The organism is Gaiella occulta, assembly GCF_003351045.1.
GTDB classification, from domain to species: domain Bacteria; phylum Actinomycetota; class Thermoleophilia; order Gaiellales; family Gaiellaceae; genus Gaiella; species Gaiella occulta.
This window is the reverse complement of record NZ_QQZY01000001.1, coordinates 384791-398667: the sequence shown is the minus strand read 5'-3', so window position 1 is coordinate 398667 and position 13877 is coordinate 384791. Positions and strand designations below refer to the sequence as shown.

The window sequence follows — 13877 nt, the reverse complement described above, 5'->3', positions numbered from 1 at the left end:
CCTCCGAAGGAGGAGGGCGGGCCGAGCCCGCCCTCCTCGTTGGCCGGTGCTACCGCTTGAGGTTGACGAGGTCCTGGAGCAGCTCGTCGCTCGCCGAGATGATCCGCGAGTTGGCCTGGAAGCCGCGCTGCGCCGAGATCATGTTCGTGAACTCCTGGGCCAGGTCGACGTTCGACATCTCGAGCGCGCCGGACACGAGCTGGCCGCGGCCGCCCGTGGTCGGGTCGCCGAGAACCGCCGCGCCGGAGTTGTTCGAGGCGCGCAGCAGGCTGTTGCCGGCCCGCTCGAGGCCGGCCGGGTTGCCGAACTTCGCCACCTGGATCCGGCCCGCCTGGACGACGGCGCCGCTCGTCCCGTCGATGTACGAGACGAGGCCGGTCTGGTCGATCGCGACGCTCTTCGCGGTCGTGGGGATGCCGATCCGGCCCAGCGGGTCGGCCGGCTCGACGATCCCGTTCCCGCCGTCGGTGCGGCCCCAGACGTAGTAGCCGTCCGCGGTGACGAGGTAGCTCGTCCCGGCCTGCTCGTCGAGGCTGAAGTTGCCGGCGCGGGTGAAGTAGATCTCCGTCCCCGCCTGGTCCTGGACCTGGAAGAAGCCGTCGCCCTGGATGGCGACGTCGGTGACGACGCTCGTCGTCTGGAGGTTGCCCTGCGTCACGAGCTGGTCGATCGAGGCGATGCCCGCGCCGAGACCGACCTGGAGCGGGTTCGTACCGCCGCGGGCGGCGGTGGCGCCGCTGGCGCCGCGCACCGTCTGGCTGATCAGCTCCTTGAACGAGGTGCGCTCGGCCTTGTAGCCGACCGTGTTGACGTTGGCGATGTTGGCACCGACGACGTCGAGCATCGTCTGGTGGTTCTTGAGGCCGCTGATGGCCGAGTACATCGAGCGAAGCATGTCGTCGTTCTCTCCTTGGGTGCGCCGCGTGCGCGGCTGGGCGATGCCCTCCGTGGCCCGGTGGGAGCGGCCGTCCGTGGCCGCTCCGTGAACTCGTCTCGCGGGCTCAGCTCACCTCCCGAATCGCCGCCAGGTCGACGGCTGTCCCGTCGGCGAGCTGGAGGGTCACCGAGCCGCCGTCCGTCCGGACGCGCTCGACGACGCCCGTCGCGGTCGTGTCGCCGCTCGCGTAGGCCACGGTGCGCCCGATGAGGGACGTCCCCTGCCCCAGGCTCTGGGCGAAGGCCATGCGGTCGGCGACCTGGCGGAGGTTCGTGAGCTGCTCGAGCGTCGAGAAGCCCGTCATCTGCTCGATGAACTGGGCGCTGTCCATCGGCGAGAGCGGATTCTGGTAGCGCAGCTGGGTGACGAGCAGAGCGAGGAACTCATCCTTCCCGAGAGCCGTCCTCCCGCTCGTCGCCGTCGAGTCCGTGGTCGTTCCCGTGGTCCTGGTCGTTGCGTTGATCATGTGTGTCTCCTTTCGTCAGGCGAGGACGTCGACGGCACTGCTGCCGCTCCGCCTCGGTCGCGGGGCCGTGCCCGCCGGCCGGTCGTCCCCCGGGGCGGCGCCCACGCCGGCACCGCCAATCGAGGGCCGCCGCTCGCGCGCCCACTCGCCTCCGCGGCGATCGCCGCCCGGCTGCTGCCAGTCGGACGTCAGCTCGAGGGTCTCCACGGTCAGCCCGCCCGTCTCGAGCGCCCGGCGGAGATCCGGCAAGGCCTGGGCGAGCGTCTCCGCCGCCTCGCGGCTCTCGGCCGCCAGCACGCCGCGGACGACGCCGTCGGCGACCGTCACATGGACGTGCACGGCGCCGAGCGAGCGCGGGTAGAGCTCGAGCCGTACCTCGCCCCCGCCCGCGGCCGAGGCGACCTGCATCCGCGCCGCGAGCTCCCCGGCTACCCGTGCAAGCGGGACCGGCGGAGCCGGGCGGACAGGCGCGACCGGGGCGGCCTCCGGGGCGCGGGGCGCGGCGGGCGCGGACGGCAGCGCGCCCGCCTCGGCCGCGCGGGCCTCGGCGGCGTCGTGCGGCGCGTCCGTCCCGCGCTCCGGACCGACGTCCGCGGCCCGCACGCGTCCGAGCGGCTCGGCGGGCGCCTCGGCGGCGGTCGCGGCGTCTCCGGGCGCCGGCGCGTCGGGCGCGCGGGGCGGTTCGCCCTGGAGCCGAGTCGCGAGGCCGTCCGTCGCCGCGGGAACGTGCGCGAGGACGAGCTCGGGGAGTGTCGGCGCGGCGACCGGCACCGCCGGAGCATCGGCCCGGAGCGCGGGCGCGGCCGGTGCAACCGCAACCGCGGCGGCGGAGGCCGTCGCGGGTTCCGCCGACGTCGTGCCGTCGCTGGACGGCGCTGCGACGGGCGTCGCGGCGGTCGCATTGCCGTCGCTGGGCGGCATTGCCACGGGCGTCGCAGCGGTCGCCGGCCCGGAGCCGGAGCGCTGCGCAGCCGGGACGGGGTCGGCGGCCGGAGCAGGCGGCAGAGCCGCCATCAGGGTGAGCAACGCCGCGAAGAGGTCGCTCGGCTCGGCCGGCGCGGCCGCGTCCGCGACCGCGGCGGGCACGCCGCCGCCGGCAACCGGGTCAAGTGAGGTGGCTGTCATCGCGTCCTTTCGGGGAGAGTCGTCAGGAGTAGCGGCGCCCGTGCGAGAAGCGCTCGGAGTACCAGGGGCCGGAGAGGGAGGAGATCTTCACGACGTCGCCGCGCTTCGGCGCGTGGATGAAGCGGTCGCCGCCGATGTAGATGCCGTTGTGGCCGATCGAGCCGTCGTCGTAGCGGAAGAAGACCGCGTCGCCGGGCTGGAGCTCGTCGCGCGAGACGAGCTGCCCGGTCTCCGCCTGGTCCGCGGCGACGCGCGGGACCTGCTTGCCGTGCTGGGCCATCACGTACTGCACGAGGCCGGAGCAGTCGAAGCCGGTCGACGGCGACTCGCCGCCCCACGAGTACGGCGTGCCGAGGAACTGCATCGCCGTGCGCACGATCGGCTCGCCCTCGAGCGAGGGGGCGGCGGCCGGCGGCGCCGCGGCCGAGCTCGCGCGCAGTTCGGTCGCGTACCCGACCACGCGGTCGACGTAGCGTTGCGTCTCCGGGTAGGGCGGCACGCCGCCGTACCTCGAGACGGCGCCCGGGCCGGCGTTGTACGCGGCGAGCGCGAGGCGCTCGTCGCCGCCGAAGCGGTCGAGCATGCTGCGGAGGTACCGGGCGCCGCCGAGGATGTTCTGTGCGGGGTCGCGCGGATCGACGGCGAGCCCGGCGGCGGTCTGCGGCATGAGCTGCATGAGCCCGATCGCGCCCGCGGGCGAGACCGCATCCGGATCGCCGCCGCTCTCGGCGCGGATCACGGCGAGGATGAGCGCCGGGTCGACGCCTGTCTCGCGGCTCGCCGACTCGATCTCCGCGCGGTAGCTGCCTCCCAGCGCGGCCGGAGCGCGCGTGTCGGCGCGCTCGAGCGCGGACGCGAACGACCGCGCGGGCGCCGCGGCCGCGATGGGCTGCCGGATCGGCGGCGGCGCGAGCAGCGCCTCGAGCTCGGCGATGCGCTGCTGGACCGTGGCAACGCTCACGGGCGGTGCCTCTGCACGGAGATCTCGTCGAGCTCGGCGAGCTCGGCCGCGGCGCGCGCCCGCTCGTGGCGGGCGCGCGCCGCCTCACCGAGCCGGTCGATCGCCTCGCGGGCGACGCTGACGCGCTCGAGCGCGCGGCGGGCCTCGCCGACGGCGCCCTCCTGCTCCTCGCGCGAGGAGCGGAGACCGCGGAGCCTGCGCGAGCCCGCCTCGTAGGAGGCGCGCTCGAGCGCGAGCTGCTCGATCGTGACGAGCGCCGTGCCCGAGCCCTGCCGCTCGAGCCCGGCGAGGAACGATGCCTGCTCGGCCTCCGCGCCGCGGAGCCGCTCGAGCGCCGACAGCTCCTGCGCGAGCGCGAGCTGGCGCGCCTCCTCCTCCTGGCGGCGGAGCCGCTGAACGGGGGCGAGCCGGAACCTGAAGCCCTTCACGGCCGCTCTCCGAGGAGCTCGAGCAGGCTCGCGCGCGACTCGGCAAGCGGCGCCGGCTCGTCCAGCTCCTGGCGCGCGAACGCGTCGAGCGCGGGCTTGAGCGCGATCGCCCTGTCGGTGACGGGGTCCGATCCAGGCTCGTAGGCCCCGATCGAGATGAAGTCCTCCTTGTCGCGGTAGGCGGCGAGCACCTCGCGGAAGCCGCGCGCCGCCGCGCGCACGTCGGGCTCCTGGAGCTCGGTCTCGAGCCTGCTGACGCTGGCGAGCACGTCGACGGCGGGATAGTGGCCGCGGTGCGCGAGCGAGCGGCTGAGCGCCACGTGGCCGTCGAGGATGGCGCGGGACGCGTCCGCGACGGGCTCGTTCATGTCGTCGCCCTCGACGAGGACGGTGTAGAGGCCGGTGATCGAGCCGCTCTCGTCCGTCCCAGCGCGCTCGAGCAGGCGCGGCAGGAGCGCGAAGACGCTCGGGGTGTACCCGCGCGTCGAGGGCGGCTCACCGACCGTGAGCCCGACCTCGCGCTGCGCCGTCGCCACGCGCGTGAGCGAGTCCATCAGGAGCAGGACGTCGCGGCCCTGCTCGCGGAAGTGCTCCGCGACGGTCGTCGCGAGGAGCGCCGCCTTGATCCGCACGAGCGCGGGCTCGTCGCTCGTGGCGACGACGACGACGCTCCGGGCGAGGCCATCGGGCCCGAGGTCGCGCTCGATGAAGTCGCGCACCTCGCGCCCCCGCTCGCCGACGAGCGCGATGACGTTGACGTCGGCCTCGGTGGAGCGGGCGATCATCCCGAGCAGGCTCGACTTGCCGACGCCGGAGCCGGCGAACAGCCCCAGGCGCTGCCCGCGCCCGCAGGGCACGAGCATGTCGAGCACCCGCACGCCGAGCGCGAGCTGCTCCGTGATCCGCCGCCGCCGCAGCGGCTGCGGCGGCGCGCTCACGACGGAGCGCCAGGCGACGGCCGCAGGGAGCGGCTCCTCGTCGAGCGGCCGGCCGAGCCCGTCGAGGACGCGCCCGAGCAGCGCGTCGCCGCACGGAGCGAGGAGCGGCTCACCCGTCGGGACGACGCGGCAGCCGGGCCGGGCGCCCTCGAGCTCGCCCAGCGGCATCAGCAGCGTGCGACCTTCCTTGAAGCCGACCACCTCTGCGCGCAGCGAGCGGTCCCGCCGGACCTCGATCCCGCAGAGCTCGCCCACCTCGGCCTCCGGGCCGCGGCCGGCGAGGACGAGCCCGATCGCCTCCTCGACCCGGCCGTTCACCCGGTACGGGTCGGCACGGCGCACCGCCTCCGCATATGCGGTCAGCGCACTCACCGCGTCTCTGCCTTCCGGATCGCCTCGCGAATGCGCTCGAACTTCGAGGCGACGGTCGCGTCGATCTCGCCGGCGGGAGTGTCGAGCAGGCAGCCGCCGCGCGCGATCCGCCGATCGTCGACGAGCGTGAGCTCGTCGGCGCCGAAGGCGGCGCGCAGGGAGGGCAGCAGCTCCCGCGCCGCGTCGAGGTCGGCGGGGTTCACGGTCAGGGTGAGGTTGCGGCGGTCGCGCGCGCGCCGCAGCGCGTCGCAGAGGACGGACTCGAGCACGGACGCGTCGATCTCGATCTTCGCGGCGACGATCTTCTCGGCGACGGCGAGCGCGAGCTCGCACGCCTCGGCGGCGAACCGGCTCTCCACCTGCTCCTGCCAGCGCTGGGCCGCGGCGGCCGCGGCGGCGGCGAGAGCGAGCTGCGCCTCGAGCTCGGGACGGATCTCCGCGCGCACGGCCGCGATCGTCTCGGCCCGCGCCTCCGTGCGGATGCGCTCCGCGTCGACGCGGGCTTGCTCGAGCAGCAGCTCGGCGGTGTCGGCCGGATCCTGCGGCCGCTCGATCTCGGCGAAGAGGTACGGCGAGGCGGCCATCTCAGTCGATCAGCTCCTCGTCGGGTCCGCGCCCGATGGTGATGCGGCCCTCGCCCTCGAGGTGCCGGATGATCTCGACCACCTTCGTCTGCGCCTCCTCGACCTCGTGGCGCGGGACCGGGCCGAGGTAGCCCATCTCCTCCTCGAGCATCTCGCCCGCGCGCGTGCTGAGGTTGGCGACGATCTTCTCCTTGACCTCCGCCGACGTTCCCTTGAGCGCGTAGGCGAGGTCCTTCATCTCGACCTCGCGGAGGACGAGCTGGAGGTAGCGATCCTCGAGCGTGACGACGTCCTCGAAGACGAACATGCGCTTGCGCACCTCGTCCGCCAGCGCCGGGTCGCGCTGCTCGAGGCTCTCGAGGATGTGCCGCTCGGTCGAGCGGTCGGCGTTGTTGATGATCTCGACGAGGCTCTCGACCCCGCCGGCCCGGGAGAGCTGCTGGTTGATGACCGCGGCCAGCTTGCGCTCCATCACCTGCTCGACCTCCTTCACCACCTCCGGAGCGGTGGACTCCATCGTCGCGATGCGGTGCGAGACGGCGCTCTGGAGCCCGGCGGGCAGGCCGGCGAGCACGGTCGCGGCCACCTCGTGCGGCAGGTAGGCGAGCACGAGCGCGATCGTCTGCGGGTGCTCGTGCTGGATGAAGTTCGTGATCTGCGCCGGGTCCGTGCGGCGCAGGAACTCGAAGGGGGCGATCTGCACGAAGGAGGAGAGACGGCTGATGATCTTCAGCGCCTGGTCGACGCCGAGCGCGCGCTCGAGCAGGTTCCGCGCGTAGGCGAGGCCGCCTTCGACCGCGTAGCCGTGCGCGAGGTGCATGTGGTCGAACTCGCGCAGCACCGCCTCTCGCTCCTCGGGCGAGACCGGCCCGAGCGTCGTGATCTCGAGCGTCAGCTCGTCGATCTCGCGCGGCTTCAGCTTCTTCAGCAGCTCGGACGAGATCACAGGACCGAGCGCGACGCAGAGGATCGCCGCCTTCCGCGGCCCGGAGATCGCGAGCCGCGGTGCCGGCCGTGCGTCGGACGGCTCGATCTCCGCCGGAGGGAAGCCGGCCGGCTCGGTCAGGGCGAGATCGGGGATGACGTGGGTCTCCTGCAGCTCGGCGCTCATTCGTTCAGCCATGTCCGGACGAGCTGCGCCGACTCTTCGGTCTTGAGCCTCGCCGTCTCGGCGGCGCGCTCCTCGATCTGGCGGCGCGACGCGGCCTCACGGGCGAGCGCGTCCTGCCTGGCGCGCTCGGCGAGATCGTCGAAGGACGGAGCCGCCGCGAGCCCCGACAGCGTGAGACCGGCGGGCAGCGCCTCGGCCTCGACCGGCCAGGAGAGCACTGTCCGCTGCCTGCGCCGCAGGCCGAGCGCGGCGGCGGCGAGGAAGGCGAGCGCGGCCACGGCGGCGACGGCCTGGAGGATGAGCGGGCTCAGACCCTTCTTCTTGCCGGCGGCGGGCGCCTCCGCCGGCCCCGCGAAGGGGACCCGCTCGACGGAGACCCGGTCGCCGCGCTTCCCGTCGTAGCCCATCGCGGCCTCGACCGTGCTGCGGATCGCCTCGAGCCGCCCCGCGGGCACGCTCTCGTCGACGAGGACGGCAACGCTCTGGCGCTCGAGCGCGCCCTGCGCGAGGTCGCGCTTCGTGATGGTCTTGTCGATCGCGAACTGGGTCTGCGTCTGCTCGCGGTCGTACTTGCCCGACGTCTTCCCGCCGGCTGCGGCGGCGTACGAGGGCACGTCGCCGACGACCCCGGCCGCTCCGCCCGCGGCCCCGCCGGCGCCCTCGTACTTCTCCTTCTCGGTGCTCTTCGAGAGCGCGAGTGGCTTGCGCCCCCACGTCTCGGACTCCACGTGCGCGCGGTCCCAGTTGAGCTCCGCGCTCACCGCGGCGGTCGCCTTCCCGTCGCCGACGACCCGCGCGAGCATCGCGTTCAGGTCCGCCTCTGCGCGGCGCTCGTACGCCTCCTGCGCGGCCAGCTTGCCGCCGTCGCCCCCGTCGGCCTGGTCGGCGGGCGAGCCGCCCGAGAGCAGCGTGCCCTCGTTGTCGGTGATGACGACGTTCTGGGCGTCGAGGCCCTCGACCGCGCTCGAGACGAGCCGGGAGATGCCTCGGACGCGGGCCGCCTCGAGCGCATAGCCGTTCTCGAGCGTCAGCAGGACGCTCGCGGTCGGCGGCTTTTCCTCGCGGGCGAAGAGCTTCCGGTCGGGCAGGGCGAGATTCACGGTCGCCGCCCGGACGCCGTCGATCTGCTCGATCGCGCGCGCGATCTCGCCCTGGAGGGCGCGCTGGTAGTTGACGCGCTGTTGGAAGTCGGTGGCGCCGAGCTTGGTCTTGTCGAAGACCTCCCAGCCGACGCGGCCGCCGCCGAGCAGGTTCTCCTGGACGAGCAGCGCGCGCGCCTCGTCGACGCGGTCGCTCGCGACGAGCACTGTCCGCCCGTTGTCGCCGGTACGGAACGGGATGCCCTTCTTCTCCAGGCTCGTCGTGAGGTCGGCCGACTCGGTGGCGGCGAGATCCGTCGCGAGCAAGCCGTAGCTCGTCCGCTTCGACAGGCTGACGATGCCGAAGACGAGGACGACGGCGAGGACGCCGGCCGCGGCGAGCGCGAGCTTGCCGCGCAGCGAGAGATTGTCCAGCAGGGTGGGCACGTACCTCCTTCGATCTCGGCGGGCCGGTCAGACCTGCATCCGCATGACTTCCTGGTAAGCCTCGACAGCCTTGTTCCGCACCTGCGTCGCGAACTGGAGCGCGAGGTCGGCCTGCTGGACGCCGAGCAGCGCCCCCGCGAGATCGTCGCTCATGCCGGTCGCGACGGCGCGCGACTGCGCGGACGCCTCGCGCTCGAGCTCCTGCACGCGCTCGATCTTGTCGGCGACGACGTCGGCGAAGCCGGAGGGGCCGGATGCGGGAGCGCCGGCTCCCGGCGCCTCGAGCCCGCCGATGCCCGGCAGGCTGGGAACGCTCTGGACGGGCGGGATCGCGGGCATCTCAGCGGAGGAGGTCGAGTGTCCTGAGCGCCATGTCCTTGGCGGCCTTCATGGCAGTGACGTTGGCCTCGTAGGCCCTGCTGGCGCCGATCATGTCCACCATCTCGCCGACGGGGTTGACGTTCGGCAGCGTGACGTACCCCTGCTCGTCGGCGTCCGGGTGGGAGGGGTCGTAGACGCGGCGCGGCGGCGACGGGTCGTCCGCGATCGCCGCGACGCGCACGCCACCCGAGACGGCGCCGCTCTCGGCAGGCGCCTCCTGGAGGACGACCATGCGCTTGCGGAAGGGCTGGCCGTCTGGGCCGGAGGTCGAGTTCGCGTTCGCGAGGTTGCCCGCGATCACGTCGAGGCGAAGGCGCTCGGCGGCGAGGCCGCTCGCGCTCACGCGCAGCGCGTCGAAGAGGCCCACCGCCTACCGCCTCCCCTCGTTGATCACGTAGCGGAGCATCGCGATCCGGTCGCGCAGGAGGCCGGCGACCGCGCCGTGGAGGAGCTGGGTCTCCGCGAGCCGCGCCATCTCGGCGTCGACGTCGACGTTGTTGCCGTCCGCGCGGAGCGCGGTCGTCGCGTCCTGCACGACCTGGGGGCGCGCGGCACCGACACGCGCGGGATCCCCGCTGGCGAGCGCGTCGCGGAGCGATTGTTGGAAGGGCACGTCGCTGCGCCGGAAGCCCGGCGTGTTGACGTTGGCGATGTTGCCGGCGATGACGCGCTGCCGCAGCTCGGCGCCGCCGAGCGCCCGGCCGAGGAGTATGTCGGTGACGCCGAAGATCTCCACGTAAGCCTCCTGAGACGACAGAAGGACAGGCCGGGCCGCCGGAGCGGCGCGAACGCTGTCCTTCCCTAGACCTGCACCGGCTCCGATCCGTGGAGCCGGGCGGTGTATCGGTCGGTCGTGACCCGCCTTTAGGGCCGCTTGCCGCCCGGAGCGAAGACCTGGACGCGCTCGGGGTCGCACAGTCCCAGCCGCGCCACCTCGCGCTCGACCTCCTCGACGGCCGCCGCGTAGCCCGGCTCGTCGAGCGCGTCCCAGCCCCGCTGGAAGCTGACCGTGGCGTCCGGCCGCCGCAGCGTCGCCACGAGCTCTATCCCGCGCGCAGCGCGCTTGCTGAGAACCTCCAGCCGGTAGCCCTCGATCGTGCCCCGGTAGACGCGGGCCTCGTGGAGGCGTTCGCCCGCGCGGAGCGCGAACGCGTCGGCGGCGGGTCCTTTGCGGCTGCGCAGCCACGCGTCGAGGACGCGGTTCGTCTCCCGCGTCGCGCGTCCTCGCTGTCTCCCCTCGCTCATCGTCGTCCCTCCGCCGTAAGCCTAGAGGATCGGTCTCGGAGGAGCCGGCCGAGAATCTCGCTGACGTCGCACGGGCGGCCCGGCGGGCGCCTCGCCGGCGTCGAGTTCTCGCGTACGACGCAGTCGGCGACGTGGATAGAGCGGCGATCCGCGAGACGGGAGCGGCGAGTCGCGGTCGCGGAGATGACGTTGTTCCGAAGCGCCGCCGCCGCGCTCGCTAGATTCGCGTCATGCGCGTGCTCTCCATCGTCCACGACGGCTCCTCCACGGGCGGAGGCGGGCTGTTCGAGGATCTCGTCGAGCAGCGCGGCGACCGGCTCGAGCGCTGGGTCACCGTGGCAGACGGCACGGGGCCCGACGCGCCCACGCGCTACGACGCGATCATGGTCTTCGGCGGCGCCATGCATCCCGACCAGGACGCCGAGCATCCGTGGCTCGCCGACGAGGCGTCGTTCCTGCGCGAGGCGCTCGAGCGCGAGGTGCCGCTGTTCGGTGTCTGCCTCGGCTCCCAGCTGATCGCGCGCGCGGCGGGCGCCCGCGTCGGGCCGGCCGAGGTCGCCGAGGTCGGCTGGCACGAGGTCGAGCTGAACGACGCCGGCGTCGGCGACCCGGTCGTGGGGGTGCTGCCGCGGCGCCTGGACGCGTTCCAGTGGCACTACTACACCTTCGAGCTGCCGCCGGGGGCGACGCTCCTGGCGCGGAGCCGGGCGGCGCGCCAGGCGTACCGGCTCGGCGAGCGCACGTGGGGAATCCAGTTCCACGCCGAGGTGACGCGCCGCATGCTCGACTCCTGGTTCGTCGACGGCGCCGCCGAGCTGCCGAAGCCGGCCGACGAGGTCCGCCGCGAGACCGACGCGCTCCTCGGCACGTGGAACGAGCACGGGCGGCGCCTGTGCGGCGCGTTCCTCGACTACGCCGCCGCGTCGGCCTGACCGGCCTCGAGCGGGAGCGCCGGGTCGGCGGACCATTCATGCCAGGAGCCGGCGAAGTTGCGCGCGTCGTAGCCGGCGGCGCGCAGGAGCTCGACGGCCGTCGCGGAGCGGCCGCCCGAGTGGCAGTAGGCGATCACCTCTGCTCCGGCGGGGGCGCCGATGCGCTCGCGGATCCCGTCCGCGTCGAGCCCGAGCAGCTCCTGCACGTCGACGTTCCGCGCTCCGGGCACGTGCCCCCGGCGCTCGTCGCACGGGTAGCCGGCGGCGCCCGCGAACTCGGCCGCCGTGCGCACGTCGAGGAGCACGAGGCCTTCCTCTCCGAGCCGGCGGGCAAGCTCCTCGCAGGTGACGACGCTCACGTGAGCGCCGCCACGACGTCGAGCTCCGCGGCGACCGACGGGCGCTCGAGCAGCCGCTCGAGCCAGGCTGCGAGATCCGGGTACGGATCGAGCGCCACGCCCATCAGCCCGCGCGCACGCAGGATCCAGGGGACGTAGGCGACGTCGGCGAGCCCGAAGGACGCCCCCGTCAGGTAGGGCTGCGCGGCGAGCAGCGCGTCGAGCCCGGCGAGCGCGCCGGCGAGCTGCGCGCCGGCGCCGTCCTCGTGACGGCGCAGCGCGTAATACGGCCGTGCGAGGTCGTCGTGGCGGAAGACGAGCAGGCGGGCCGACGCCCGCGCCGCGGGGTCGGAAGGGAGCAGCGGCGGGTCGGGGTAGCGCTCGTCGAGGTACTCGCCGATCAGCGCCGACTCGGGCAGGCACCAGCCGTCCTCCTCGAGCACCGGCACGCGGCCGGTCGAGTTCTTGTCGTAGAGCCACGCGGGCCGGTCGTCGAGGTCGATCACGGCCGTCTCGAACGGCACGCCCTTCTCGTCGAGCACGATGCGCACGCGGGCGCAGTACGGACAGCGGGGAGCGTCGTAGAGGGTCAGCACCCCGAAAACGTAGCTGGCGAGCCCGCGGCCGGCGGGCCGTTACCACGGGCCGCGCTAGCGCTCGACGCGGATCGCGCCGTCGAGGGCCGGCGCGTCCGACCAGCCGTGCTCGGCGCCCGTGAGACCGAGGGTCGCGGCGAGGCCCGCGAGCAGATCGCGGGCCGGCGGCAGGTCGGACGGCGTCCCGGCGACCGGAGCCGCGGCACGCACCGACGCCTGCGAGGCCCCCGTGTAGCGCTCGATGACGACCGGGTTCGCCTGCAGCGCCACCACCTCGCCCGGCGGCAGCGGGCGGTGGAACTCCGGCAAGGACGCGTACTCGTCGACGATGCCGCCGCGGTCGAACAGGATCATCCGCACCACCGTCTCCTGCTCGACGCCGAGGACGATGACGACGAGGCCGGTACGCGTCGAGATCTCCCTCGCGAGCCGGCGCAGCATCGCGGGGTCGCGGTCGCAGACGTCGTCGTAGACGGTGACGTAACCCCCGCGCGGCTGCGTCACGATCGAGCCGCGCGAGCGGCCCGGCAGCCGCGGCACCATCGTCTCGACCGCCTTCACGATGGCGTCGACGTCGTCGGTCTGCGCGTGGATCGAGCCGAACGACGGTGCCTGGACGGCCTTGCCGAGCCGCTCCGCGACCCCGGCGAGCGGGGCGGCGAGAAGGAGCGCCTCCTCCCGGAAGCCCCAGCGCGCGACCACCGCACGCGCCGCGGCGTTCGACGCCGCCACCTCCAGATCGACCGTCTCGACCCCGTCGTCGGCGAGGTGCGCGAGGACGGCGCGCATGAGCGCCCCGGCAACGCCCTCGCGCCGCACCTCCGGCCGCACGTACAGGTCGCTGATCCGCGCCGCGCGCACGCCGCGCCTGCGTGCGAGCGCCATCCCGACGGCGGCGCCGTCGCGCTCGGCGACCCAGCCGAGTCCGGAGGCGACGATCTCGCGCATCTCCCCGACCTCGCGCGCGGGGCAGGCCTCCTCGCGCGGCGGCGGCGCCTCCGCCAGGAACGCCCGCCACAGCCCCTCGAGCTCGGGCAGGTCCGCGGCCGTCGCGCGGCGCACGGTCATCCGTGCAACCTCGCGCCCGCGAGCAGCATGTGACATGCGACGTTCCGCCAGGGACCGAACCTCTCTCCCATCGCGCGCACCTCCGTCTCGTCGAGTTCCCTGCCGCAACCGTAGAAGAACGAGACCGCCTTGCGCACGCCCAGGTCGCCCGCCGGCCACGCGTGCGGCCGGGCGAGCGCACGCGCGAGGAACCAGTCGGCCGTCCAGCGGCCGAGCCCGCGCTGCGCCGTGATCGCGGCGACCACCTCGGCGTCCGCAAGCGCCGCGAGTGCGTGCAGATCGAGATCGCCTCGCGCGAGGCCGGTCACGTACTCGGCCTTGCGCCGCGAGAGGCCGGCAGCGCGGATCTCCCCCTCCGCGGCCGCCGCGATGCGCGCGCGCGACGGGAACGCCCAGGCGGCGCCGTGACGGGTGCCGAAGCGCTCGATCAGCCGCGAGCGCACCGCGAACGCGGAGCGCAGCGACACCTGCTGCGCCGTGATCAGCGTGACGAGCATCTCCCAGCGGTCGGGGACGAGCGGCGGACGGTATCCGCGCAGCGGCTCCGCGAGCGCGGCAAGCACGGGCTCGCCCCGCGCCCACGCCCAGAAGCCGTCGAGGTCGAGCGGCACGCCGAGCAGCCACGCCGCCTCGGCCGCGATCTCCTCGTCGCACGGCTCGACCCGCACCCCGCCCGGCGCCGCCTCGATCCGCACCTCGCGGCCGCGGACGACGCGGTGCAGGCCGCCCTCGCGCCACAGGTTGGCGCGGTCGGCGCCGTAGGAGCGGAACCGCTCCGTGGAGGCGAGGAAGTCGTACGGCTGTGGGACGGCGAGCAGCGCGATGCGGCGATCGTACGCGTGCCTCGGCGCCTCGGGCGCGCCGTCCGC

18 protein-coding genes are annotated in these 13877 nt (G+C 74.2%); 1 reads left to right on the top strand and 17 read right to left on the bottom strand.

The window, feature by feature from the left end:
- Positions 1-49: 49 nt before the first annotated feature.
- From Gocc_RS02030 to Gocc_RS01970, 13 genes are all read right to left on the bottom strand, one after another.
- A complete protein-coding gene (locus tag Gocc_RS02030; protein WP_114794854.1) occupies positions 50-895 on the bottom strand; it encodes a flagellar hook-basal body complex protein in 846 nt (281 codons plus the stop codon).
- 106 nt (positions 896-1001) lie between these two features.
- Positions 1002-1403 (bottom strand): flagellar hook capping FlgD N-terminal domain-containing protein, encoded by a 402-nt coding sequence (locus Gocc_RS02025; protein ID WP_114794853.1) that lies wholly within the window; start codon positions 1401-1403, stop codon positions 1002-1004.
- A gap of 15 nt (positions 1404-1418) precedes the next feature.
- The gene (locus tag Gocc_RS02020; RefSeq protein WP_147281156.1) at positions 1419-2528 is read right to left on the bottom strand and encodes a flagellar hook-length control protein FliK; all 1110 of its coding nucleotides are present in this window, start codon (positions 2526-2528) and stop codon (positions 1419-1421) included.
- A 22-nt stretch (positions 2529-2550) separates the two neighbouring features.
- Positions 2551-3489 (bottom strand): bifunctional lytic transglycosylase/C40 family peptidase, encoded by a 939-nt coding sequence (locus tag Gocc_RS02015; protein ID WP_114794851.1) that lies wholly within the window; start codon positions 3487-3489, stop codon positions 2551-2553.
- Positions 3486-3917, bottom strand: coding sequence for a hypothetical protein (locus tag Gocc_RS02010; protein WP_114794850.1), 432 nt, complete (start codon positions 3915-3917; stop codon positions 3486-3488). Before Gocc_RS02010 ends, Gocc_RS02015 begins: the two co-directional genes overlap by 4 nt.
- Positions 3914-5227 (bottom strand): FliI/YscN family ATPase, encoded by a 1314-nt coding sequence (locus Gocc_RS02005; RefSeq protein ID WP_220150391.1) that lies wholly within the window; start codon positions 5225-5227, stop codon positions 3914-3916. Before Gocc_RS02005 ends, Gocc_RS02010 begins: the two co-directional genes overlap by 4 nt.
- Positions 5224-5811, bottom strand: coding sequence for a FliH/SctL family protein (locus Gocc_RS02000; protein ID WP_114794849.1), 588 nt, complete (start codon positions 5809-5811; stop codon positions 5224-5226). Before Gocc_RS02000 ends, Gocc_RS02005 begins: the two co-directional genes overlap by 4 nt.
- A 1-nt stretch (position 5812) precedes the next feature.
- Positions 5813-6922, bottom strand: a complete 1110-nt coding sequence (gene fliG / locus Gocc_RS01995; RefSeq protein WP_114794848.1) for a flagellar motor switch protein FliG — start codon at positions 6920-6922, stop codon at positions 5813-5815.
- Complete coding sequence (gene fliF / locus Gocc_RS01990; RefSeq protein WP_114794847.1) at positions 6919-8448, bottom strand: flagellar basal-body MS-ring/collar protein FliF; 1530 nt, start codon at positions 8446-8448, stop codon at positions 6919-6921. The genes fliG and fliF overlap by 4 nt, the downstream gene beginning before the upstream one ends.
- Positions 8449-8475: 27 nt before the next feature.
- On the bottom strand, positions 8476-8787 hold the full coding sequence (fliE, locus tag Gocc_RS01985; protein ID WP_114794846.1) for a flagellar hook-basal body complex protein FliE: 312 nt from the start codon (positions 8785-8787) through the stop codon (positions 8476-8478).
- 1 nt (position 8788) lies between these two features.
- Positions 8789-9196, bottom strand: a complete 408-nt coding sequence (gene flgC / locus Gocc_RS01980; RefSeq protein ID WP_114794845.1) for a flagellar basal body rod protein FlgC — start codon at positions 9194-9196, stop codon at positions 8789-8791.
- Positions 9197-9199: 3 nt separating this feature from the next.
- On the bottom strand, positions 9200-9565 hold the full coding sequence (gene flgB / locus Gocc_RS01975) for a flagellar basal body rod protein FlgB (protein WP_114794844.1): 366 nt from the start codon (positions 9563-9565) through the stop codon (positions 9200-9202).
- 128 nt (positions 9566-9693) lie between these two features.
- The gene (locus Gocc_RS01970; protein WP_114794843.1) at positions 9694-10074 is read right to left on the bottom strand and encodes a hypothetical protein; all 381 of its coding nucleotides are present in this window, start codon (positions 10072-10074) and stop codon (positions 9694-9696) included.
- A gap of 230 nt (positions 10075-10304) precedes the next feature.
- Here Gocc_RS01970 and Gocc_RS01965 point away from each other — a divergent pair, with 230 nt between their 5' ends.
- Positions 10305-11006, top strand: a complete 702-nt coding sequence (locus Gocc_RS01965) for a type 1 glutamine amidotransferase (protein ID WP_114794842.1) — start codon at positions 10305-10307, stop codon at positions 11004-11006.
- Here Gocc_RS01965 and Gocc_RS01960 read toward each other — a convergent pair.
- Genes Gocc_RS01960 through Gocc_RS01945 form a run of 4 tightly spaced genes read right to left on the bottom strand, consistent with a single transcriptional unit; the run spans position 10985 to position 13703 of the window.
- On the bottom strand, positions 10985-11365 hold the full coding sequence (locus tag Gocc_RS01960) for a sulfurtransferase (RefSeq protein WP_181813290.1): 381 nt from the start codon (positions 11363-11365) through the stop codon (positions 10985-10987). The two genes, Gocc_RS01965 and Gocc_RS01960, sit on opposite strands and share 22 nt — an antisense overlap.
- Positions 11362-11940 (bottom strand): glutathione S-transferase family protein, encoded by a 579-nt coding sequence (locus tag Gocc_RS01955; RefSeq protein ID WP_114794841.1) that lies wholly within the window; start codon positions 11938-11940, stop codon positions 11362-11364. Before Gocc_RS01955 ends, Gocc_RS01960 begins: the two co-directional genes overlap by 4 nt.
- A gap of 54 nt (positions 11941-11994) precedes the next feature.
- Positions 11995-13008 carry a GNAT family N-acetyltransferase gene (locus Gocc_RS01950; protein ID WP_181813289.1) on the bottom strand — a complete coding sequence of 338 codons (1014 nt, stop codon included), beginning with the start codon at positions 13006-13008 and terminating at the stop codon, positions 11995-11997.
- Entirely contained in the window at positions 13005-13703 is a 699-nt protein-coding gene (locus Gocc_RS01945) for a DNA-3-methyladenine glycosylase family protein (protein ID WP_114794839.1), read from the bottom strand. The genes Gocc_RS01950 and Gocc_RS01945 overlap by 4 nt, the downstream gene beginning before the upstream one ends.
- Positions 13704-13877: the final 174 nt, after the last annotated feature.